Raw genomic sequence first — 21,134 nt, forward strand, 5'->3', positions numbered from 1 at the left:
AAATCTCCTTAGGGATTCTGAAACTCTTTAACCCTGTCGTATGTTTTAGGTTTATGGCAGCCGACCACGCAGGTTCCTCCGCCTGCGGTGCGGGTAAACTTAACAGGAAGCTCCCATCCGCCGGAACCGAAGGGTACAGTGTTTCTCACATGAAGCGGCTGGTTAGAGGCGTGAACCTCGTGGCATGCCTTGCAGCTTCTGCCTTTACCGGGGATCATCACATGCAGGTAATGCAGGTTCTGCTCGCCGTTGCGGAAGCCTGTTCCGTCTGTCGTGGCTGATTCGAGGTTGCCAGTATCGTGGCATTCGTAGCAGAGTTTATACATTCCGTCCGTGTACTGGTTGTAGAATGTTTTGGGGAAATGCTCATAGAGAATGAAAGGGTTGCCGGAGCCGTGCACATTATGGCAGGCGTTGCAGCCGTCAGACTCAACAGGAGCATGGACATATTCGGAACCTGTTATAATTTTGCCCAGATTCTGGTGGCACTCAAAGCAGATCTGCTTGGTGTCCGAACGGAGAAGCTGACCGAAGTCCGATGCGTGGGGGTTGTGGCATTCGCCGCAGCTTCCTTCCTCCACAGGCTTATGTTTGAACTGCGCTGTGAGTATATTTTCTTTAAACGCAGGGTCCATATCGCCGTGGCAGGTGAGGCAGAGAGTCTTTTCGTCTGCCGCTTTCAGGTGGAATTTCGCATCAGAGTTATGCGGATCATGGCACTGGGTGCAGTCATCTGCAACAGGAGCGTGAACGCTCACTTTTGAGAGGTCTGCCTTCTTGTCCGAGTGGCACACGAAGCAGAGTTCATCCTTGGCTGCCTTAAGCTGATACTGGTGATCGGATGAGTGCGGATCGTGGCATGAGGCGCACTCCCCTGCCCCGACTGGGCCATGCAGGAACTTTTTGCTCATTTTATCATTTTCATGGCACTGAAAGCATGTCTCCGATTCAGTTGCCGTAATCAGCAGATATTTGTTAGTTCCGCCGTGGGGGTTGTGACAGGCTGTGCAGTCTCCGCCCTCGACCGGAGCATGAACAAACTTTTTCCCGCCCTTTTCATCGTGGCAGACAAGGCATACAGGGCCGTCCTCAGCGGGGGATGAAAACTCCTTAAACTGTGCCGGCTTGCTTATATGCTGCTCATAATCGTCCATAATGTGGCATGTGGTGCATTCATCAGCCTCGACAGGGGCATGAAGAACCTCATATTTTTTGATGTCAGCGTGGCATTGGGCGGTGACGCATGTTTCCGCATTTGCCTGAAAAACGGAAATACAGACAATCCCCGCAAGCAATAATAACTTTTTAATCACTGTTGACCTCCTGCTCGTCCCTCTTAAGCATATAACTCTTCCTAAATTTCACCGAACATCATAATGTGATAACCATATAAAATCAACGTTCTAATTAAACAATACCCCATATTTGAACGGCCGTCTATATTACTGGCGTTATGAGTGTTTGTCAGAAACAAACACTGAGCCCTTCTTGATTTATCCATTTAATGTTAAAGAGTTCCGCCCTCCCCTCTTATCGGGAAGATGAGTGGTCTCGTTTTTAAAAACAGTTTATGAACATGCTTTTTATTAAGCTTTATTCATTCAAGTTATTTCTGTTTATGGTTTTTCTGCTATAATTAAATTACGGAGGGCAGGACATGGCACATCTAACAGCAAGAAACGGCTTCCGGGAGCTGGCCGAACGGCTGAACCGCTTTCCTCAGGGAGCGCCTCTGAGCGAGAATCTTTTCAAAATCTTTTCAGTCCTCATGAGTGAAGAGGATGCACGCCATCTGGCACAGATACCCATTAAGCCGTTTACTGCGAAGCAGGCGGCAGAAATCTGGAAAATATCCGAAACCGAAGCCCGGAAAAAGCTGGATTCATATGCCGACAAAGTTCTCATACTCGATATGGAAACTGACGGGCAGACCCACTATGTTCTCCCTCCGCCCATGGCAGGTTTCTTCGAATTTTCCATGATGCGCACAAGGGGCGACATAGACCAGAAATACCTCAGTGAGCTTTTTTATCAGTATATTACAGTTGAAGAGGACTTCATAAAGGCACTGTTTGTCCGCGGCGAAACCCAGCTTGGGCGTGTATTTGTAAATGAAGGGGCACTGGCTGAAGAGAACAGCATGCACATACTGGACTATGAAAAGGCCAGCGAAGTTATAAAAACCGCGGAGCATATGGGAATCAGCATGTGCTACTGCCGCCATAAGAAAGAGCATCTCGGCACGGCATGCGATGCACCGATGGACATCTGCATGACCTTCGGCACAGTCGCAGATTCCCTCATCCGCCACGGATATGCCCGCAGAGTGGATGACAGAGAGGGGCTTGATCTGCTCCGGCAGGCTTACGAAAGCAACCTTGTTCAGTTCGGGGAAAATGTAAAGAAAGAGGTCAGCTTCATCTGCAACTGCTGCGGGTGCTGCTGCGAAGCTATGGTAGCTGCCCGCAGGTTCGGCATAATGAACCCTGTGCACACCTCAAACTACATTCCTGAAATAAAGGAAGAAGCCTGTACAGGCTGCGGCAGATGCGCAGAGGTCTGTCCGGTGGAGGCTATAGGAATGGTCTCTGCGAATGACCCGCACAAACCTAGGAAAAAGAAAGCAAAGCTGGATAATGATCCCTGCCTCGGCTGCGGAGTGTGCGTACGGGTTTGTTCCGCTGAGGCAGTCAGCATGGTGTACAGGGGAAAAAGGGTGATAACTCCGGAAAACTCGGTGCATAAAGCCGTGATGATGGCCATCGAACGAGGCGGACTTGAGCACCTGATATTCGATAACCGCGCCCTTTTCTCACACAGGGCGATGGCCGCCGTCCTCGGTGCGATTCTCAAACTCCCCCCTGTGAAGCAGGCGATGGCGAGCGAGCAGATCAAATCCCGCTATTTCGGCAGGCTTGCGGAAAAGATAAAGAGGTGATATTATGAAATATTCTGATACTGAACAAATATTTAACAAGCTATATGAAGAAGTAAATATATCAAAAATACATTTTAAGCATGCAAGATCAAATCTTGCATTATTTTTCTCAGCTCTTTCTTTTATTTTGCTTATTACTACCTTCATACTTGTTTATTTATATAATGAAAAACAATATCTATGGCTTATATTTCTATCTTTGATCTTTGTATTAATAAGCATTTATTTCTCAAAAAGAAAAATATTAAAAAAATATAATATAAAAACGCCATTCTTTGACAAAGATCTTCTTGAAATCAGAAGCTTCCTCTTTATGAAATTTGCCAAAAAACATGGAAAGAACTTATTTGATAGAGTGTTTTTGGGAGCTTTTATTGAATTGCATGAATCAAAATCAGCTACTGACTTGACAAGCAACATTAAAGATAATGCAGTTATTATTTTTCAAGTAAGTTTAATATTAATAACTTACGAAGCAATTGTCAGTAGCTTTCCAGTCTGGTTGAATCTATTAGTATTTTATTTGCTTCTTGTGTTAGTGTTTTATTCTTATCTTTTTTATGAATTATTTAATCAGACGAAATCCTTTAACACTAAAGTGCACTTTATAAAAAAATATATAATATTAAATGAAAAGGACTAACGTAATTAAAAGCATAATTAGGGTTTGACATCCGCTCTTAAATGTCCTATTTAATACTCGTCCGTGCAACTGACGCAGATTAAGGGGGATCACCTCCGGGAAGTACGGAACTATATGCTTAAAGTCGTGCGTCTGGGCTGTTCTTAGAACTGTTCGGGCGTTTTTTTATGCCCGTATGTATGGGAGGATTTTAATGCAGAATCTCAAAAACTTTGACCCAGCGATTTACGATCTCATCATCAAAGAAGAGCAGAGGCAGATAGACAAAATACGTCTTATAGCTTCCGAAAACTACGTTACCCGTGCTGTGCTTGAGGCTTCGGGAACCGTACTCACCAACAAGTACTCAGAAGGCTACCCCGGCAAACGTTACTATGAAGGGCAGCAGTTTATCGACCCCATCGAAGAACTCGCTATCGAAAGAGCGAAAGAGCTTTTCGGCGCCGATCACGCAAATGTTCAGCCCTACTCAGGCTCACCCGCGAACCTTGCCGTTTACCTTGCCTTCGTAAAACCCGGCGACACAGTAATGGGTATGGCTCTCCCCCACGGCGGACACCTCACACACGGCTCCCCCGTAAGCATCACCGGAAAATATTTTAATATAGTTTCCTACGAACTCGATCAGGAAACGGGACTCCTCAACTACGATACAATCAGAAAGCTTGCCCTTGAAAGCAAGCCCAAAATGATAATAGCCGGTCACTCCGCATACCCCCGCCAGCTTGACTTCAAAAAATTCCGTGAAATTGCGGATGAAGTCGGCGCAATCCTCTTTGTTGATATGGCGCACTTCGCAGGTCTCGTGGCAGCGGGCGCACACCCCAGCCCCGTCCCCTATGCGGATGTTGTTACCACAACCACCCATAAAACCCTCAGAGGCCCCAGAGGCGGCATGATCCTCTGTAAAGAGCAGCACAAAGCGGCTATCGACAAAGCCGTTTTCCCCGGAATACAGGGCGGGCCCCACAACCACACCACAGCAGCTATCGCAGTTGCCCTTAAAGAGGCTATGGCTCCGGAATTTAAAGACTACGGCCACCAGATAGTCAAAAATGCTAAGGTTATGGCTGAAACACTCCTTGCAAAAGGCTTCCAGCTTGTAACGGGCGGAACAGACAACCACCTCCTGCTCATTGACCTCACCAATAAAAACATCACAGGAAAACAGGCGGCAAAAGCCCTTGATGATGCAGGCATAGTTCTCAACTGCAACTCTGTTCCCTATGACAAAAGAAAGCCCTTTGACCCCAGCGGAATCAGGCTCGGCCTCGCTGCCGTAACCTCCAGAGGGTTTAAGGAAGAAGAAACAAGAAAAACTGCCGAGTTCATCAGCGCAGTTATAGATAACTGGCAGAACGAAGAATTCCTCGCCAAAACGGCGAAGGATGTCAAGGAGCTGTGCAGCAAGTTCCCCCCACCGGGACTTGACTGAGAATAATTACAACCTTCTTGTTTTATACCGCTGCCCGCCCGGTTTTTAGCCGGGCGGGATAAATCGCGCTTTTCGTTGACTTTTCCCTTAAATTCCATACAAATAGAACAGAATAACAAACATGTTTAAATTTCTTATATTTCCTGCTTGACTTAATAAAAATTATTAACTAATATTTTTTATCGACTATATTTGCAATTATGCTTTTTTCAGAAACATAATTGAAGTAATATTAAATGAACTGAAAAATAAAAGGAGGCATACGAAATGTCAAAAACTCTCAAAGGAACAGAAACCCTTGAAAACCTCATGAAAGCTTTCGCCGGAGAATCACAGGCCAGAGGCAGATACACTATGTACGCGGCTCAGGCCAGAAAAGACGGCTTCCGCCAGATCGAGAACATTTTCCTTGAAACAGCAGACAACGAAAGAGTGCACGCCAAAAGATTCTTCGACTACGCCCTTGAAGGCCTCGGCGATTCAGCGCCCGTTATGGTAAACGTAAACGCTGACTACCCTGTCTGTTATAAAAGCACCAAGGATAACCTTATCTATGCCGCTGACGGCGAACATGAAGAATGGGAAATCCTTTACCCCAAATTCGCTCAGATAGCCAAAGAAGAAGGCTTCCCTCAGGTTTCTTCACTCTTCACACGCATTGCGGCTATTGAAGCCCACCACGAAAACAGATACCGCAAACTCGCTGACAGCCTCGCAAACGGCATGGTCTTCAAAAGAGACGTTACCGTTAAATGGAAATGCCTTGTGTGCGGACACATACACGAAGGTTTTGAAGCTCCCGGCGTTTGCCCCACATGCGCACACAAACAGGAACACTTCGAACTTCTGGTTGAAAACTTCTAATTAATGATCGTAATTTCCATCCGTGGAAATTACTTAAACCGCTCGCGCCGTGCAGGCACGTCTTCGCTACGCACGGCGCATGTCTTCTCTTTATAATCCCAAATTTCCATCCATGGAAATTTGAGATACACGCTCGCACCTTGCATAGCAAGGCTTCGCTACGCACGGCGCATTCCCTTCCATGGGAATGTTCACATCCGTTTTTTATATAATCATAATTATATTTTAAACACCTTAAGCTTGGGATGTCATTGCGAACCCGCGAAGGGTGAAGCAATCTCTTATTTGATAACATCAAACTGCACATCCTGTCAGTTTGATGTACACGCTCGCGCCTTGCATAGCAAGGCTTCGCTGCGCACGGCGCATTCCCTTCCATGGGAATGTTTGTGTACGATTTTTATATAATCATAATTATATTTTAAGCACCTTAAGCTTGGGATGTCATTGCGAATCCGCAAAGGGTGAAGCAATCTCTCGGTATTGTGAGACTGCCGCGTCAGGCTGCGCCTTCCTCGCAGTGACGATTTGATAACATCAAACGGCGCAGTTCCATCCGTGGAACTGTTCATATCCGTTTTTTATATAATCATAATTATATTTTAAGCACCTTAAGCTTGGGATGTCATTGTGAACCCGCGAAGGGTGAAGCAATCTCTCGGTATTGTTAGACTGCCGCATCAGGCTGCGCCTTCAGAATGATGGGGAAAAAGTCATCCTGAACAATCTTGTGTGATGGGAGCATCAACCTCATATATAATTTTCTTTGACGAAATAAAAGGCCTTGAAGCCAAGAACTTCCCCCTTTCTTAAAGGGGGAATGAGGGGGATTTCAGAAAACCTGCCGGATATAAAACCGAACTGAAAGAGAGCACAAAAAAAGCCCGTCCGGATAACCGGACGGGCTTCATAATTCTGTTATTGTTTCCTAAAGCTTACGCAGTAACAACGTTAACAGCAGCAAGACCTTTGGGAGTTTTTTCTACATCGAATTTAACTCTTTCGCCTTCTTCAAGGGTTTTGAAGCCCGCTTTTGCGATTGCGCTTACGTGTACGAAAATGTCATCACCGTCATCTTTGGCTATGAAGCCGTAGCCCTTAGTCTCATTGAACCATTTTACAGTTCCTTCTTGCATGAATAGTCTCCTGTTAAAAGTAGTAAAAGAACTACAGTTTTGAAACTTCCAGTTCAACTTGCCTTAGATAATCGGTGATTATACTCGACTCGTGCTCGTCTGGTAACTAAACTGTACTCTTTGCTCTGATTGTATAATACCCGAATTTACAAAAAAAAGAATCATTTTTTTGCAATTTTAAAAAATAATTTTAAAGTTAAAGGTTGAGGATGTATAAAAGCATTACCATAAAATGGCAGAAACTTCCAGCAAGAACAAAGATATGCCATATTTCATGGAACCCGAACACACCCGGCCACGGGTTAGGTTTTTTGAGGGCATAAATCACCGCACCAACGCTGTAAAGCAACCCGCCCGCCGCAAGCCATACCACTCCTCCGGCAGGAACGTTCTTAACTATGGGGTATATAGCTACTATACTTATCCAGCCCATGGCAAGGTAAATACTGGTGGAAAGGAACCTTGGCGCATGGATATAAAAAAGCTTGAAGAAAATCCCGACAACGGCAAAGCCCCAGACTATGCCGAAAATGCTCCATCCCCAGCCGCCCCTGAGAGGAACAAGGCAGAAAGGAGTGTATGTCCCGGCTATCATCATAAAGATCATAACATGATCCAGCTTTTTGAGAATACGTGTACCCTTTTCGTTCAGCGGAATAAGGTGATACGCGGCGCTGGCAGCGTAAAGGAGGAACATTGCAGATCCGTAAATAGAGAAAGATACAATATGCCATGCGGTTGCATTCATAGATGCAAGCACGACAAGAACGCTGAGCGCAGCAACGGACATTACAGCCCCGGCCAGATGAGAAAAACCGCTTACTGGATCTTTTATCCGCATAGAAATCTCCTTTCATTAAATGAATATGCCATGCGGCACAAAACTGCAATACTTTAGTTTGTCAACTTATTATTAAATAACTCGTTATCCGATAATTAAATAATCATAAGCTCATTAATACGCTATATTCCCACACAAAACATCTGAATTATATCATTGATAAACAGTCAACTTTGTTGTTATAATAAACCCCTATACCGGATAAAAAGACGCAAAGCGGCAGGCTGCCGGATGAGGCAGAATATTTTATCAAAATAATCAAATTCATCTTTCGGGATTTGCAGTGCATTACTATATTCTAAATTATAAAACACAAACCAAAGGATTCTGTTGATGAATTATGAAGAACTGATACTCGGCCGTCAGCCGATTCTCACCAGAGACGGGTTCACCCACGGCTATGAACTCCTCTTCCGTAATCCCGGTGAGACATCAGCCGTTATAACTGACAATACATGCGCAACGGCAAGGGTTCTGGTGAACATGGTTCAGAACTTCGGGCTGGAAAAACTGCTCGGCGGAAAAGACGGATTCATCAACATAAACGAAAACATGCTTATGCAGGACATACTGGATGTTCTTCCGCCGGAGAAGCTTGTCTTTGAGATCATAGAAAACACCGTTGTTTCCAAAGCTCTCGTGGAAAGGATAAAAAAATACAAGGAAAAGGGCTACCGCTTTGCTCTGGACGATATGTTTTTTTCGGACGAGTACATGCTTATGTTTGCTCCGCTTTTCCCCATGGTTGACTACATCAAGGTAGACTTTGCCCTCTCGGAAGAGAAAGACATACGCTACAAGACACGGGAACTGAAAAAATATCCGGCAACGCTCCTTGCCGAAAAAGTGGAAACTCAGGAATCTTATTTAATGGCTCTGGATGTCGGTTTCGAACTGTTTCAGGGCTATTATTTCGCCCGTCCGAACATTGTATCCAAATCATCAATCGAACCGTCTAAAATATCCATACTCAAGCTGCTCAACCTCCTTGGGAGCGACAGTTCCCTTGATAAAATAGAAACCGAGTTCAAGCTCCAGCCGGAATTCAGCCTGAAACTGCTTAAGCTGATAAACTCCTCCTCATTCTTTATCCGTTCTGAAGTGCGCTCCATACGTCACGCAATAAGCCTTCTGGGACGGCAGCAGCTTCAGAAATGGCTGATAATAATGCTTTACGCCTCCAAAAATAAAGACAGCAGACGGAGCCCGCTGCTGGAAACCGTTCTCCTGCGGGCAAGGGCGATGGAGCTGCTCGCCTCCAGAGTATACGGAGAAGGCTCCGGCATAGCCGGTGATGCATACTTCACAGGGCTCATATCCATGCTTGATGTGATTTTCGGCATTTCCTCCTCTGAACTGATGAACTCACTGAATATTGAAGGGAACATAAAAGATGCGATAGAAAAAAGGGAAGGCAGACTGGGGAGCCTGCTACGGCTTATAGAAACGTCTGACGATCGTTCGGTTGCTGTTAACGGTGATCTGCTGAAACAGATGAAACTCTCCGTTAACGATGTAAGCGAAATCAAATACGCCAGTTTTGAATGGGTCGCGGAGCAGCAGGTGCTTCACGGCTGTTAATAGTTCATTAAAACTTTTGCAGCGTTATGAGCGTTCCGGTTCATAAAATAGTGTTATACGAGCATTCTGGTTTAGCCACAAATAATTTTTATCATGAGCTTTTCGCCAGTTACGGACTTGACACGGATCGCGCATAAAGTTATTCTAAAAACTGTTAAATTTCTATCTGAAGTGTTTGAATCCTGAGTTATAATATTTTGTTTTAGTGCGCGGGGGTTTTATTATGCCTAAAGTAAGAAAGCTGTCACTTTTCATGAAATTTCTTATCCCTCTTGCAGGAATTGTTGCAACAGCGGCTATAGTTTATTCTGTTTACTCCATAATGGGGCTGAACAAAGTTAAAGAAGACGTTATGAATTCCAAAGTGGAGGAGATCGGCCGTTTTCTCCAGCATACCGCAGAATCTGCCGCGGAAACAGTGCTGACCAATGCCATTGTTCTCTCCACAAATTCAGAGATAATGAACTCCCTCAGTATGCGCGACAATGAATACGCCGCGGAATACATAGGGAAAATACACTATCGCCTTGAAAAAAACAGCCACTTTGAAGGCATTAAGATCCTTGTGGTGAACGAGGGCCTCAGCACCTTCACATACGCAGGCTTCGCATCAGGTTCACCTGAACCGGGCTATGTGCTGAAAAAGGCCGAGCAGTCAAAATCACCTTTCAGCGGAGTCGAGGATTCTGCCGACGGTGTCTGTATCAAGGGTGCGGCTCCCATAACCGATAACTCCGGCAGATATGTGGGCGCACTCCAGCTTTCCGTTAACGCGGACATAATAGCCAAGGAAATGAAAACCGATATGGGCGTGTCAACCCTCATCCTGCTGAACTCATCAGCCGCTAAGGGTGAAAAGCTCGGCGGTTATACAATTGCATACAACGGCGACCCCGCACTTGCGGAAGAACTGCGCAAAGCGGAATTTTCTTCTGGCAAGCCCTACACTGTCACAGACAGCTTCTTCGTAATCACCAAAGAGATCAAAAATGACGGAGAAAGCGCAATAGGCCACTTTGCGGCGGCTGTGCCCCTTCGTGATATAAACGAAGCTATATCAAGCGCAAAAAAGGTTTCCTCTCAGCAGTTTTTCTACACCATTGTGTGGTTCCTCTTCATCGCCTCAGTTGTGCTTGTTATCCTCTTTGTAGCGATTATCAAACCGCTTAAGGAAGTGATAGCCACAACGGAAGACCTAGCTGTGGGTGACGGCGACCTGACCAGAAGAGTAAGCTACAGAAGCGGCGATGAGTTTGAGCTTGTTTCGGACAACATAGATGCATTCATAGAAAAAGTGCAGAACACTGTAATCACCTCTCTGGACAGCGCAAACGAAACAGCAAGCGCAAGCGAGGAGCTTTCCTCCACTTCCGAATCCCTCTACAGCAATATTCAGGAAATGACAAGCCTCGCTGAGGAAAACAGCGTAATAGTGAACAACATCGCCTCCAACCTCGACAAAACAGAGGAGCTTGCCATCAGCACCACAGAAGTTCTGGAAGACAGCCGCAACATGCTCAACAAGTTTGTTGCGAATCTTAATAATGTTGTCAGCACCATCATCAGCGAAAGCGCGCGTCAGGCATCCCTCGCAAAAGACATGGAAAACCTTACTGAACAGGCGGCTCAGATACGTCAGGTTCTCTCCATCATCAGCGATATAGCCGACCAGACAAACCTTCTAGCGCTGAACGCCTCCATTGAGGCTGCAAGAGCGGGCGAACACGGACGCGGCTTCGCCGTTGTTGCGGACGAAGTGCGCAAGCTTGCCGAACGTACACAGACATCACTTGTGGAGATCAACCGCATTATAGGGATGATAACCAACGGGGTTGAAAACTCCAACAGACAGATAAGCGATATATCAGAAAAAATAGTCACAGTCGCAGACGATTCCAAAGAGCTGATAAGCGAGGCAAACGCCACAGGCAGCAAACTGGGCGACACAGTGTCCGTTTCCTCCGAAGTGGTGAAGATGAATACAATCATCGCCACAAAAACCAAGGAGATGATAGAGATAGTGCAGAGGCTCACCTCACTTTCCACCGAGAACAAATATTCCGGTGAAAATGTTGAGGAGGTTGCCAGAATGCTCTCGGAAAAATCCGGAAGTCTTCTTGCAGTGCTGAAAAGATTTAAGGTTTAGAAATGACACTGGGCGGACTGCTCGATAAGCTTAATGTTCTGGTGGTGGAGGATAACTCCGTCAACAGACGCACAATGGAACTGGTTCTGGAACAGATGGTGGGCAGGGTTTTTACCGCCGCCGACGGTCTGGAAGGTCTGGAACTGTTCCGCCGCCGTGAGATAGACGTGGTTTTCACCGACCATGACATGCCGCAGATGACCGGGCTTGAGCTTGCCAGAGAAATTCTGGAGGAGAAGCCAGACACCCCTGTGGTTCTCGTAACCGGGCACAACGAGAGCGATGTGGTTATAAGCGCGCTCAACAGCGGCATAACCCACTTTCTGCCCAAACCGATCACAAGAAAAACAATCCGCCGTGCCCTTGAGGATTCTTTTCAGAAGGTGCTTGTCAAAAAGCTTGAGCATGAAAGCCGCAGAAAAGACCTCGAACTTCTCAGGTTTAAGGAGCGCTACCACTCCCTTCAGGAAAAAAACGCCTTCGAAAAGCAGCTTAACCTGATCAAAAACGACTTTCAGGGTATGATGCTGGAAAACGCCGGCAACCCGTATTTCGTGAACACCTTCTACAAGCCTCTGGACACGCTCAGCGGTGACGGATATTCGGTGAGAAGACTTTCTGACGGAAGCATATTTGTTTTTCTCATAGACTCTATGGGAAAAGGACTCTCCGCATCCGTAACCACATTCATGAGCATAGCTTTCATAAACCACATAATAGACCGCTTCAACGAACGCAACGGTTCAGGGCTCTCCACTCTCATAAGCAGATACCTGGAATATGTGAAAAAGGTTCTGCTTGAGGAGGAGATAGTAAGCTGCGCTTTTCTGAGAATAAGCAGCGGGTTCGAAGAGATGGAATATGCGCTGTTTTCCGTGCCTTCCCTCTCTGTCTCCATGCCTGACGGGCTTAAAAAGCTAAAAAGCAATAACCCCCCGCTTATGTCCTCCACCGAAAGCTTTAACATAGGCAGGGAAAATACAGCAGGCATGCTTTCCCTTGCGGTTTTCACTGACGGACTTCTGGAAAATACATTTATAAGTACAGCAGAACACAAGGAAATGCTGTATGATCTCATAAAGGACAATCCGCCCTTTATGCACATGCGTACATTTCTCGACAGTACAGTCACCAGCTATGAGGACGATATAACCTTTATATACATAAATTCATCCGTGGGCGGCTATGCGGAGGAAATATCCGTAAACCCCGACTTTCATGACGTTATGGTCTACATAAACGGAGTGGAGGAAAAGCTCAGGAGGGATGGCCTCTCGGACGATGACGCAGCTTCCATGACGGGGGTTCTGACGGAACTTGTCATGAATGCCTTTGAGCACGGCTGCCTGGAAATTGAACTTGAAGAGAAAACAAAGCTCATAACAGAAGGCGTGTATGACGAATGCCTCAAGAAGGCAAAGCCGACACCGGATAAATTTATAAAAATAAGAACCCGTGTTGAGAACAGGGGCGGTTCCCTTGTTTTCTGCGCAGAAGTGAGCGACAACGGACACGGCTTTGACTTCCGCAAAAAACGCAGAAGCAGAAAGGCCTTTTTCGGCGGAAACGGAATAAAAATGGTGACTTCCGCTGTGGATGATATTTACTTTAATGAAAAAGGGAATAAAGTCAGAATCTATAAAACAATCCGCGGAGAATGCGTATGGAAATAAATGTTCACGACAGACAGATCGAAATAAAAGGCAACATCAAGACCCTCGAAAACTACATGACCATCAAGGAGACAGTTCAGGCTCTTGTTGACAGAGGCGCAGACAGCATCAGCTTCATAATAGGCGACTCGCTCTCCATGACCTCCTCCGTAATCGGCTACCTGATGAAGCTTGTAAACGTGGACGGCATCCATATAACCATGTACGTGGGCGATGACAGGCTCATTGATCTCATGGAGGAACTCAGCCTTGTGCAGATTTTCGGCGTGAAAAAACTTCGGGGCTGATTTAGCTGATAATCACCCCGCCCACTGAGGCAGAAATACAGCCTCACCAAACAGGCAGGACAGCCATTTCACAAACATATACCGCTGCGTCTGAATATGTTGCCGAAGCTTAGCTCCCTTAATTACTCTTGAACACTGCCTCACCAAGGTATATTCTTAGCCCAAGAACACATTTGTTAAGAGGTAAGGATGTTCCTTGTACTGAAAATGGGAAGCACTCTCAAAGAACTTGAAGATAATTACGGCGGCTTTGCCGACTGGATAATCCGTTTCATGGGAGCATTCAGGAAGCAGGTAAAAGTAATAGATGTACAAAAAGGGGACGCACTCCCCGATCCTTCGCAGTACGAAGGCGTAGTTGTCTCCGGCGCACATGAGATGGTCACCGACCTTCACCCATGGAGCGAAAGAACCGCAGTCTGGCTGAAAGAAGCTGCCGTGAAAGAGGTTCCCGTGCTGGGCATCTGCTACGGTCATCAGCTTCTTGCTCATTCATTGGGCGGCAGGGTGGACAACCATCCTTTCGGCCCCGAAATAGGCACTGTGGAGGTGGAACTCACCGATGCGGGCAGGAAAGACCCCCTCTTCAAAACACTCCCGAAAAAATTCATAGCCCATGCGACCCATACCCAGTCGGTAATGAAACTGCCGGAGGGATGCGTTGTCCTTGCCGGAAACGGCTACGAACCGATACACGCTTTCAGATACGGCAAAAACACATGGGGGGTTCAGTTCCACCCTGAGTTTGACTCCTTCATAATGGAGCAGTATGCCGAGCACCAGAAGCACAGGCTGAAAGAACCTGAAAAAATCATGGAGCTGATAGCCGAAACACCGGAGGCGAACGCCCTGCTGGCCGCTTTCATGGAAATGTATTCCGGAGACTGAAATGCTTTTCAGCAGAGACGACCTGACGGAGCTTGCCGGGAAAAGCTGGATAGCCGTAACCACCAACGGAACGGTTAAGAAGGACGGCACGGCGAACATGGGCAGGGGTAATGCCAGAGAGGTGGCGGCGAAGCTTCCCGATATTGTGTCAGAACTGGGCAGGCTCCTCACGGAAAATGGGAACAGCGTACATTACTTAGGCAGCATGGTGTTCAGCTTCCCCGTTGAGGAGACATGGCTCTCATACGCAGAGCTCAGGCTTGTGGAACGCTCCGCAGCACAGCTTCTGGAACAGGTTGACAAACGGGGCATAGAGCGCATCACCATCCCCCTTCCCGGCTGCGGCAAAGGCGGGCTGAAAAAGGCCGATGTGCTCCCCGTCCTTGAAAAATATTTTGACGACAGATTCATTATCACGGAAAAAGAGGCTCAGTAGGAGGCGAAAGCCCTCACGCTGCACCCGTCTGAATCGGCGTATTTCAGCGGCAGCGCGGTGAAAGTCACCTCAGCGGGCAGCATTTCCAGACAGGCAAGGTTTTCTATTATCAGCATTCCGCTCCCCAGAATAACCCTGTGAACAGGAAGTTCGTTCATCCCGACCTCATCTACCGAAATGCAGTCAAGCCCTATCCCTTTCAGCCTGAGCCCGGTCAGATACTCCGCAGCTTTCAGGGAAAGAACGGGAAAACCATCAAAATATTCATCCCTGCCCCATTTACTGCCCCAGCCGGTGCGGAGCAGGACAAACTCAAAGCCTTCGGCGGATTTAAGCATTTCCGGCTCAATGGTCTTTGTGCCCTGCGGAATGTCTATCACTGCGGCTCTGCCTGTAAACTCCTCAATGGAGTAATCCTCAAGCTTCCTGCCATCCTTAAAAACATGGTACGGAGCGTCCATGTGGGTTCCCGTATGGGAGAACATATGAAAAAGAGTTTCCCGGTATCCGTCAATCTCAAGCTTTTCAAGAACAGGCTTTTCGGTTCCGGGGTAAACAGGCATGTTTTCGGTAATTGTATAAGTGAGATCAGTGTATTTCATATTTTCACTTCCTTATTATAAAGTCCTTGCATTTTCCGCAGGGATGCTCCATTAGTTTTATTTCCGGATAAACTGCTTTATACTTGAAGCAGTCAGAACGTAAAGAGGTTTTTTCGATATGCAGCAGGAAATAATGTGGCGTGTGGTAGGCACTGTACTTGTAATAGCCGTAGCCATAATTTCACGCATAATTTTTCTCCGTTATGTGCAGAAGCACAACTTCCCCAATGCGGACGCGAAAAGGCGTGTGCTGGTAACCACACGGAATATGTTTTTCCTCACTGTGATCCTTATTGTCAGCATAATCTGGCTTTCCCACATAAGGGACATGGCAATATCCCTCGCCGCCATAGCCGTGGCGCTGGTCATTGCCACAAAGGAGATACTCCTCTGTTTTCTCGCCGGAATAATCAGGGGCATCACCCAGCCGTTCAGGGTAGCAGACAGGATAGAGATCAACGGACTGAGGGGTGACGTTATAGATGTAAACCTCATAGGCACAACCCTGCTGGAAATAAGCTCAACCCACCAGTACACAGGGCGGACAGTGAACCTCCCCAACAGCCTTTTCATGAGCTATCCGGTAATAAATGAAACCTATCTGGATGAATTCATGCTCCATATTTTCAGCATTCCCCTGAAAAGAGAGGATGATCTGGAAAAAACCGAGAAGATAATTCTGGATGCTGCCAACGAGGTATGCACAGAATACCTCGGAAGTGCAGTGAAATACATGACGGAAGTGAGCACACGGGCAGGTCTTGAGGTTCCCTCCGTTGAACCTAGAGTCTCCATAGAATTTCCTGACAGGGAAACAGTGAACCTCCTTGTCCGTGTTCCCGTACCTTCACGCAGAAAAGGGAGGATAGAGCAGGCTATCATCCGCCTTTACCTCACCAAGCTGAAAGAGCAGGCCTAAAACCACCGTTTACGCCGGACATATATCACCATGGCGCAGACAACACAGGCCATAAGCCCAAGCACAGCCGGGTAGCCCCACGGCTTGGCAAGCTCCGGCATGTACTGAAAGTTCATGCCGTAGACCCCTGCAATGAAGGTCAGAGGAATGAATATAGCGGAAAATACCGTAAGCACTTTAATGACCTCATTCATCTGCTGCCCGTTAAGGGAAACATAGAGATTGAACATATCCGTGGCAGCGGAATGCACCGATTCCACTATGTCCCGCATGTGCTTGTAGTGATCCTCCAGATCCTTGTAGTAAGGCATCACCTCATCCGGAATATCCAGATAGTCGCTTACCTTTATGCTGTTTATTATCTCCATATACCGCCAGAGAGAGCGTTTGGCGTGTCCCATAAGCTGCTTTATGCGGTAAATCTCTGCTATATCAAACTCCTGAAAGTTTTCCTGAACAACCTCTTCCATCTCCTCCACAGTGTCTATTATACGGTTGAGGGTTTCATAGCTTCCGTCACTCAGGGCATCCAGCAGCGCAAAAAGGAAGTAAGGCAGCCCCATTTTGCGCAGTTTGGTATTCTTCTGCGAAAGCCTCTTAAAAAGCTTGAGATACATGGGCACGGGCTCAGCGCTGAATGTGATTATATAGTTTTCGCCCACAATTATCTTCGTATCCGCAATGGTGAAGCTCTCTTTATTGTGGTTATAAACCAGAGACTTAACGATTATAAACACGAAATTGTCATATTCCTCGAACTTAAGGGGCTGAGATCCGTTCTGAATATCCTCCAGAACAAGGTCATGCACATCCAGTTTCCTTCCCAGCTCCCGCAGAACATCATGGGTGGCATGCCCTGTAACGTTCAGCCAGTTTATGGTGTCCTCCCTGCTTATGGCAGCTATACATGCCTCCGCAGTGTCACAGGAGGCATGCTCTATTACATCCTCACTGTAGCTGGTGCATGCGGCGGAAAAACCGTAATCTGCCGTTTCCTCATGCAGGGTTCCGGGCGCAGCACCCAGCCTTTTTTCAGGTGTTTTGAAAAATCTCAGCATCCTTAAAAACCTCCGGCTATTTAGAAGTGTTTCTTCCCGCCAGGGACATAACAGCACCCGCGGCGCATATCAGCGCAAACAGCACGAACGATGCCCTCAGAGCAGTGATAAGCCCCTCCTCGCTCATGGTTTCAAGCTTGGCGGAGCCGGCAAACATATTAAGCAGTATGACAGATGCCGCTATGCTGAATGTCTGCCCCATGAGGCGCATAGTGGAAAGGGTGGATGCGGCAAAGCCGTAGTCCTTCTTCTCCACCGAGTTCATGATCACGGTGTTGTTCGGCGTGGAGAATATTCCGAGCCCCACACCCAGAATAAACAGCATAAGCGCAATCTGATAAAGCTCCGCCCTGCCCGTCATAAAAGCCATAGCACCTAGTACAAAAGCGATAATCAGCATTCCGCCGAAGGCAAGGGTCTTCGGGTTTGACCTGTCTGACATTCTCCCTGCAAAAGGGGTAACAGCCGCCATGGCCAGAGGCTGAGCCAGCATAACCATTCCGGCTTTTTCCGAAGTGAGGCCGTAGTTAAGCTGCAGCTCCATGCTGACCAGAAACAGCACTCCGGAAGTGGCGCAGTAGTTCAGCATGGACGCACTGTTGGCAAAGCCGAAGGTGCGGTTGCCGAAGAACAGGCGGACGTTGATAAGCGGATCCTTCTGTCTGTATTCATAGTAAGTCATCACAATCATAACAATAAGCCCAAGGCCGAAGGCGGAATATCCCCTCGCATCCGGCACGGAAAGCCCGCCGAATATCAGAAGCACCATCAGCATGAACAGAGCCATTCCTGTATAGTCGCTCACTTTCCCCTCACGCCCCCTCACAGGCTTAAGCACCGTGAATGAATAGAGAGAGACAAGAGCCGCCATAACCCATGTCAGGTGCAGGATGCTCCGCCAGCCGTAAAACTCGTTGAGAAAACCGCCTATGACAGGGCCTATGGAAAGCCCGGTATAAACAGTAAAAGTAACCCAGCCTATGGCGCGTCCGCGCTCCTCCGGCGGATAAACACAGGAAACAAGCGCCATGCCGCTGCAGTATATCAGTGCGGAAGCCGCACCCTGAAGAAACCGGAAAACAATAAGAAGCTCACCCGTCGGCGCAAACCCGCAGGCCATAGTTGTAACCGCAAATGAGGCCATACCCGCCTTAAAAACCACCGGATAGCCCTTGTAATCAGCAAATCTGCCCGCAGGCATGAGGAGTATCGCACTTGCCAGCACGAAGCCGGAGATCACCCAGCCGGTCATTGTGACGCTCATCTGAAGATTAAGCGCTATAACGGGAACGGCAACCACCATTGCGCTCCCCATAAACCCCGTGAGGAAGTAGCCTGACATTACTGCAAAAAGAGTGTATTTTCTGTGTTCTGAGTTCAATTCATTCTCCTTTCTGAGATTTTAAATTATAACCTAACAGGCGGCAAAGATCACCTGCGCATTTTTCTTTTGCCAACGGACGGAGAAAAAGCTATTTTTCTTATCCGTGCACATTTATGAGAAAAATTAAGATTTTCATCCTTTCCCACAAGTTTAATAAAAACAGCATAGCCGCACTGACCGGAGCATTACAGGTCTGCCCCGAAACAGCGGAGCTTGAGCCGTCTGTCATGTGGAACAGTGAGGATCTGCTTCGCAGCGCAGCGCAGGCATCAGGCGAAGGGCTTCTGCCTGTCATATGCTTTTCATTCACCACGCTCCACTTTCTGGACACTGTGAAGGAGCTTCTGTTTCTTAAGAAAAATCTGGATGCTCTTCCGCTCCCCCCGGTTTACATAGCGGGCGGCGCACACCCCAGCGGCTCAGCGGAGGAAACGCTGGGATGCGGATTTGACTTTGTAGTCAAAGGCGAAGGAGAGTACGCATTCCCCGCCATGATAAAAGCACTCATAAACGGAAGCGACCCATGCGGGATAAAAGGCGTTTGCAGACTGGAGAACGGAAAACTCATATCAAAAGGGCGCGCGGAAGCTGTGCACCTTGATGACTATCCCCCCTTCCCCGTCAGGCTGACCAAGTTCAGCTACATAGAGATAACCAGAGGCTGCCCCGTGGCATGCAGATACTGCCAGACCAGCTATATTCAGGGTGCGCACTATCGTCACAGATCACCTGAGAAGGTGCTGGACTATTCTGAAAGGCTCGTCTCCCTCGGTGTGAAGGATCTGCGGTTCATCACGCCGGACTGCCTCTCATACGGCAGTAATGACGTGGGCAGACCGGATGTGCCGTTCATTGAGAAATTCCTGAAAGATATAAGAAAATGCGCCGGAACAAGCAATGTGCATTTCGGTTCCTTCCCCTCCGAGGTCTTCCCCACCTCAGTAACTGATGAATCCATGGAGCTCCTTGCCGCCTACGCCTCAAACGACAACATAGTTATAGGCGCGCAGACCGGAAGCGACAGACTGATGCGCCATATAGGACGCAACCACACTGTGGATGATGTGAGAAAAGCGGTGGGGATCATACTGAAAAAAGGCTTCGCCGCCAATGTGGATTTCATGTTCGGCCTGCCCGGTGAAACAGAGGAGGATGAGGAGGAGAGCATACGCTTTATGACTGAGCTCTGCTCGATGGGTGCTAAGGTACACAGCCACACGTTCATGCCTCTGGCGGGTACTCCGTTCGGCCACCTGCCCCCCGTGACAGTATCACCGAAAACTGTACAGATGCTTGAAAAGCTTGCAGGTTACGGAATCCAGTACGGCTCATGGAAGGCGCAGATGGAAAAATCGAACCGGCTTGCCCGTTTCAGAAAAATATTTGCCGAAACCAAAGACGCGGAAAGGGCGGTCACCGGGTCCGATAACTACCCTGCGCCGCCCCTCCAGAGGTGTAGCCATATATAATTATAATCTATTAAAGTCCAAGTTCGTCTGAAATCTCTGAAAGCGCCCCGATGACAAAGCCTATGTGCTCATCGGCATCAATCCCAAGCTCCTCCATACCTTTGGCAATATCTTCCCTGTTCACTGCCCTTGCGAAGCTTTTGTCTTTCAGCTTTTTCTTAACACTCTTTATTTCTACATTAGCAATCTTTCTGTCAGGGCGGACATAAGCACAGGCAAGGAGAAAGCCGCAGAGCTCGTCCACTGCAAAAAGCGTTTTCTCCATCGGTGTTTCGCGGGTTATCCCCGTGTGTTCCCCATGGCTCATCACAGCTCTGATGATGTCCTCAGGCCAGCCTTTTTCCCTGAGAATGGCACAGCCTTTATACGGGTGTTCCTCAAGTGAGGGGAACAGTTCATAATCAAAATCATGAATCAGCCCCGTAATGCCCCATTTTTCTTCATCAGCGCCGGATTTGCGGGCATAAGCCCTCATGGCCTGCTCCACCGACAAAGCATGCTTCAAAAGCGAATCCGACTTGGTGTACTCGCTCAGAAGCATGTAGGCCTGTTCTCTGTTCAGTTCCATAAATTCTGCCTCATTATTATATTAATAAGACAGATTTTAAACCCTAACGGAGTTTTCGGCAACACTGCATCAGCATTTGTTATCAATAAGCGAAAACCTATCAAAAAGAGTAAACACGCTTATAAGAAATACTGATAACACAGATTGGATACCATTCTATTTATCAACGATCAACATTTATTTTCAGCTTATTAACAAATGTGACTTACCAGAACACCGAGCCAAAATGCGAAACAGCATAAAACCCTGTAGTGACTTATGGTTAT

Annotated in this window: 19 protein-coding genes and 1 riboswitch; of the genes, 12 read left to right on the top strand and 7 right to left on the bottom strand. The window is 47.4% G+C overall.

Annotation, left to right across the window (positions count from 1 at the left end):
- Positions 1 to 8 precede the first annotated feature (8 nt).
- Entirely contained in the window at positions 9 to 1,313 is a 1,305-nt protein-coding gene (locus OSQ85_RS07215; protein WP_265822176.1) for a cytochrome c3 family protein, read from the bottom strand.
- A 344-nt stretch (positions 1,314 to 1,657) separates the two neighbouring features.
- Between OSQ85_RS07215 and OSQ85_RS07220 the strand changes: the two genes are divergently transcribed.
- The 4 genes from OSQ85_RS07220 to rbr all read left to right on the top strand — a co-directional run bounded on the left by OSQ85_RS07220 (position 1,658) and on the right by rbr (position 5,880).
- On the top strand, positions 1,658 to 2,938 hold the full coding sequence (locus tag OSQ85_RS07220) for a 4Fe-4S dicluster domain-containing protein (protein WP_265822177.1): 1,281 nt from the start codon (positions 1,658 to 1,660) through the stop codon (positions 2,936 to 2,938).
- A gap of 4 nt (positions 2,939 to 2,942) precedes the next feature.
- On the top strand, positions 2,943 to 3,581 hold the full coding sequence (locus OSQ85_RS07225; protein WP_265822178.1) for a hypothetical protein: 639 nt from the start codon (positions 2,943 to 2,945) through the stop codon (positions 3,579 to 3,581).
- Between the two features lie 55 nt (positions 3,582 to 3,636).
- A riboswitch (ZMP/ZTP riboswitch) is annotated at positions 3,637 to 3,726 on the top strand.
- Between the two features lie 48 nt (positions 3,727 to 3,774).
- Positions 3,775 to 5,016 (top strand): serine hydroxymethyltransferase, encoded by a 1,242-nt coding sequence (locus tag OSQ85_RS07230; RefSeq protein ID WP_265822179.1) that lies wholly within the window; start codon positions 3,775 to 3,777, stop codon positions 5,014 to 5,016.
- Positions 5,017 to 5,283: 267 nt separating this feature from the next.
- The gene (gene rbr, locus OSQ85_RS07235) at positions 5,284 to 5,880 is read left to right on the top strand and encodes a rubrerythrin (protein ID WP_265822180.1); all 597 of its coding nucleotides are present in this window, start codon (positions 5,284 to 5,286) and stop codon (positions 5,878 to 5,880) included.
- 935 nt (positions 5,881 to 6,815) lie between these two features.
- Here the strand turns inward: rbr and OSQ85_RS07240 are convergent.
- The gene (locus OSQ85_RS07240; protein ID WP_128465850.1) at positions 6,816 to 7,016 is read right to left on the bottom strand and encodes a cold-shock protein; all 201 of its coding nucleotides are present in this window, start codon (positions 7,014 to 7,016) and stop codon (positions 6,816 to 6,818) included.
- Between the two features lie 196 nt (positions 7,017 to 7,212).
- Positions 7,213 to 7,857 carry a PAQR family membrane homeostasis protein TrhA gene (trhA, locus tag OSQ85_RS07245; RefSeq protein WP_265822181.1) on the bottom strand — a complete coding sequence of 215 codons (645 nt, stop codon included), beginning with the start codon at positions 7,855 to 7,857 and terminating at the stop codon, positions 7,213 to 7,215.
- A 333-nt stretch (positions 7,858 to 8,190) separates the two neighbouring features.
- On the opposite strand from trhA, the gene OSQ85_RS07250 reads away from it, so the two are divergent.
- The 6 genes from OSQ85_RS07250 to OSQ85_RS07275 all read left to right on the top strand — a co-directional run bounded on the left by OSQ85_RS07250 (position 8,191) and on the right by OSQ85_RS07275 (position 14,868).
- Entirely contained in the window at positions 8,191 to 9,438 is a 1,248-nt protein-coding gene (locus OSQ85_RS07250; RefSeq protein WP_265822182.1) for an EAL and HDOD domain-containing protein, read from the top strand.
- A 223-nt stretch (positions 9,439 to 9,661) separates the two neighbouring features.
- A complete protein-coding gene (locus OSQ85_RS07255; protein WP_265822183.1) occupies positions 9,662 to 11,584 on the top strand; it encodes a methyl-accepting chemotaxis protein in 1,923 nt (640 codons plus the stop codon).
- A gap of 2 nt (positions 11,585 to 11,586) precedes the next feature.
- The gene (locus OSQ85_RS07260) at positions 11,587 to 13,257 is read left to right on the top strand and encodes a response regulator (RefSeq protein WP_265822184.1); all 1,671 of its coding nucleotides are present in this window, start codon (positions 11,587 to 11,589) and stop codon (positions 13,255 to 13,257) included.
- On the top strand, positions 13,248 to 13,544 hold the full coding sequence (locus OSQ85_RS07265) for a hypothetical protein (RefSeq protein WP_265822185.1): 297 nt from the start codon (positions 13,248 to 13,250) through the stop codon (positions 13,542 to 13,544). Before OSQ85_RS07260 ends, OSQ85_RS07265 begins: the two co-directional genes overlap by 10 nt.
- A 189-nt stretch (positions 13,545 to 13,733) precedes the next feature.
- Positions 13,734 to 14,432: a glutamine amidotransferase gene (locus OSQ85_RS07270; protein WP_265822186.1), complete on the top strand. Its 699-nt coding sequence runs from the start codon at positions 13,734 to 13,736 to the stop codon at positions 14,430 to 14,432.
- Position 14,433: 1 nt separating this feature from the next.
- The gene (locus OSQ85_RS07275; RefSeq protein WP_265822187.1) at positions 14,434 to 14,868 is read left to right on the top strand and encodes a macro domain-containing protein; all 435 of its coding nucleotides are present in this window, start codon (positions 14,434 to 14,436) and stop codon (positions 14,866 to 14,868) included.
- Here OSQ85_RS07275 and OSQ85_RS07280 read toward each other — a convergent pair.
- Complete coding sequence (locus OSQ85_RS07280) at positions 14,862 to 15,470, bottom strand: cyclase family protein (protein ID WP_265822188.1); 609 nt, start codon at positions 15,468 to 15,470, stop codon at positions 14,862 to 14,864. The genes OSQ85_RS07275 and OSQ85_RS07280 overlap by 7 nt on opposite strands.
- Positions 15,471 to 15,588: 118 nt before the next feature.
- On the opposite strand from OSQ85_RS07280, the gene OSQ85_RS07285 reads away from it, so the two are divergent.
- Complete coding sequence (locus OSQ85_RS07285; protein ID WP_265822189.1) at positions 15,589 to 16,389, top strand: mechanosensitive ion channel family protein; 801 nt, start codon at positions 15,589 to 15,591, stop codon at positions 16,387 to 16,389.
- Here OSQ85_RS07285 and corA read toward each other — a convergent pair.
- Complete coding sequence (gene corA / locus OSQ85_RS07290; protein WP_265822190.1) at positions 16,386 to 17,447, bottom strand: magnesium/cobalt transporter CorA; 1,062 nt, start codon at positions 17,445 to 17,447, stop codon at positions 16,386 to 16,388. The two genes, OSQ85_RS07285 and corA, sit on opposite strands and share 4 nt — an antisense overlap.
- 16 nt (positions 17,448 to 17,463) lie before the next feature.
- The gene (locus tag OSQ85_RS07295; RefSeq protein WP_265822191.1) at positions 17,464 to 18,828 is read right to left on the bottom strand and encodes an MFS transporter; all 1,365 of its coding nucleotides are present in this window, start codon (positions 18,826 to 18,828) and stop codon (positions 17,464 to 17,466) included.
- A 116-nt stretch (positions 18,829 to 18,944) separates the two neighbouring features.
- Here OSQ85_RS07295 and OSQ85_RS07300 point away from each other — a divergent pair, with 116 nt between their 5' ends.
- Entirely contained in the window at positions 18,945 to 20,300 is a 1,356-nt protein-coding gene (locus OSQ85_RS07300) for a TIGR04013 family B12-binding domain/radical SAM domain-containing protein (RefSeq protein ID WP_265822192.1), read from the top strand.
- A 10-nt stretch (positions 20,301 to 20,310) separates the two neighbouring features.
- Here the strand turns inward: OSQ85_RS07300 and OSQ85_RS07305 are convergent, their stop codons facing one another.
- Positions 20,311 to 20,868, bottom strand: coding sequence for an HD domain-containing protein (locus tag OSQ85_RS07305; protein WP_265822193.1), 558 nt, complete (start codon positions 20,866 to 20,868; stop codon positions 20,311 to 20,313).
- Positions 20,869 to 21,134 lie beyond the last annotated feature (266 nt).

Origin of the sequence: Geovibrio ferrireducens (assembly GCF_026226615.1) — a bacterium.
GTDB lineage: Bacteria > Chrysiogenota > Deferribacteres > Deferribacterales > Geovibrionaceae > Geovibrio > Geovibrio ferrireducens.

Bases quoted from the DNA above. Each gene is read 5' to 3' on its own strand.
- OSQ85_RS07220 (WP_265822177.1), top strand. From the start codon at position 1,658: ATGGCACATCTAACAGCAAGAAACGGCTTCCGGGAGCTGGCCGAACGG.
- OSQ85_RS07225 (WP_265822178.1), top strand. From the start codon at position 2,943: ATGAAATATTCTGATACTGAACAAATATTTAACAAGCTATATGAAGAA.
- OSQ85_RS07230 (WP_265822179.1), top strand. From the start codon at position 3,775: ATGCAGAATCTCAAAAACTTTGACCCAGCGATTTACGATCTCATCATC.
- rbr (WP_265822180.1), top strand. From the start codon at position 5,284: ATGTCAAAAACTCTCAAAGGAACAGAAACCCTTGAAAACCTCATGAAA.
- OSQ85_RS07240 (WP_128465850.1), bottom strand. From the start codon at position 7,016: ATGCAAGAAGGAACTGTAAAATGGTTCAATGAGACTAAGGGCTACGGC.
- trhA (WP_265822181.1), bottom strand. From the start codon at position 7,857: ATGCGGATAAAAGATCCAGTAAGCGGTTTTTCTCATCTGGCCGGGGCT.
- OSQ85_RS07250 (WP_265822182.1), top strand. From the start codon at position 8,191: ATGAATTATGAAGAACTGATACTCGGCCGTCAGCCGATTCTCACCAGA.
- OSQ85_RS07255 (WP_265822183.1), top strand. From the start codon at position 9,662: ATGCCTAAAGTAAGAAAGCTGTCACTTTTCATGAAATTTCTTATCCCT.
- OSQ85_RS07260 (WP_265822184.1), top strand. From the start codon at position 11,587: ATGACACTGGGCGGACTGCTCGATAAGCTTAATGTTCTGGTGGTGGAG.
- OSQ85_RS07265 (WP_265822185.1), top strand. From the start codon at position 13,248: ATGGAAATAAATGTTCACGACAGACAGATCGAAATAAAAGGCAACATC.
- OSQ85_RS07270 (WP_265822186.1), top strand. From the start codon at position 13,734: ATGTTCCTTGTACTGAAAATGGGAAGCACTCTCAAAGAACTTGAAGAT.
- OSQ85_RS07275 (WP_265822187.1), top strand. From the start codon at position 14,434: ATGCTTTTCAGCAGAGACGACCTGACGGAGCTTGCCGGGAAAAGCTGG.
- OSQ85_RS07280 (WP_265822188.1), bottom strand. From the start codon at position 15,470: ATGAAATACACTGATCTCACTTATACAATTACCGAAAACATGCCTGTT.
- OSQ85_RS07285 (WP_265822189.1), top strand. From the start codon at position 15,589: ATGCAGCAGGAAATAATGTGGCGTGTGGTAGGCACTGTACTTGTAATA.
- corA (WP_265822190.1), bottom strand. From the start codon at position 17,447: ATGCTGAGATTTTTCAAAACACCTGAAAAAAGGCTGGGTGCTGCGCCC.
- OSQ85_RS07300 (WP_265822192.1), top strand. From the start codon at position 18,945: ATGAGAAAAATTAAGATTTTCATCCTTTCCCACAAGTTTAATAAAAAC.
- OSQ85_RS07305 (WP_265822193.1), bottom strand. From the start codon at position 20,868: ATGGAACTGAACAGAGAACAGGCCTACATGCTTCTGAGCGAGTACACC.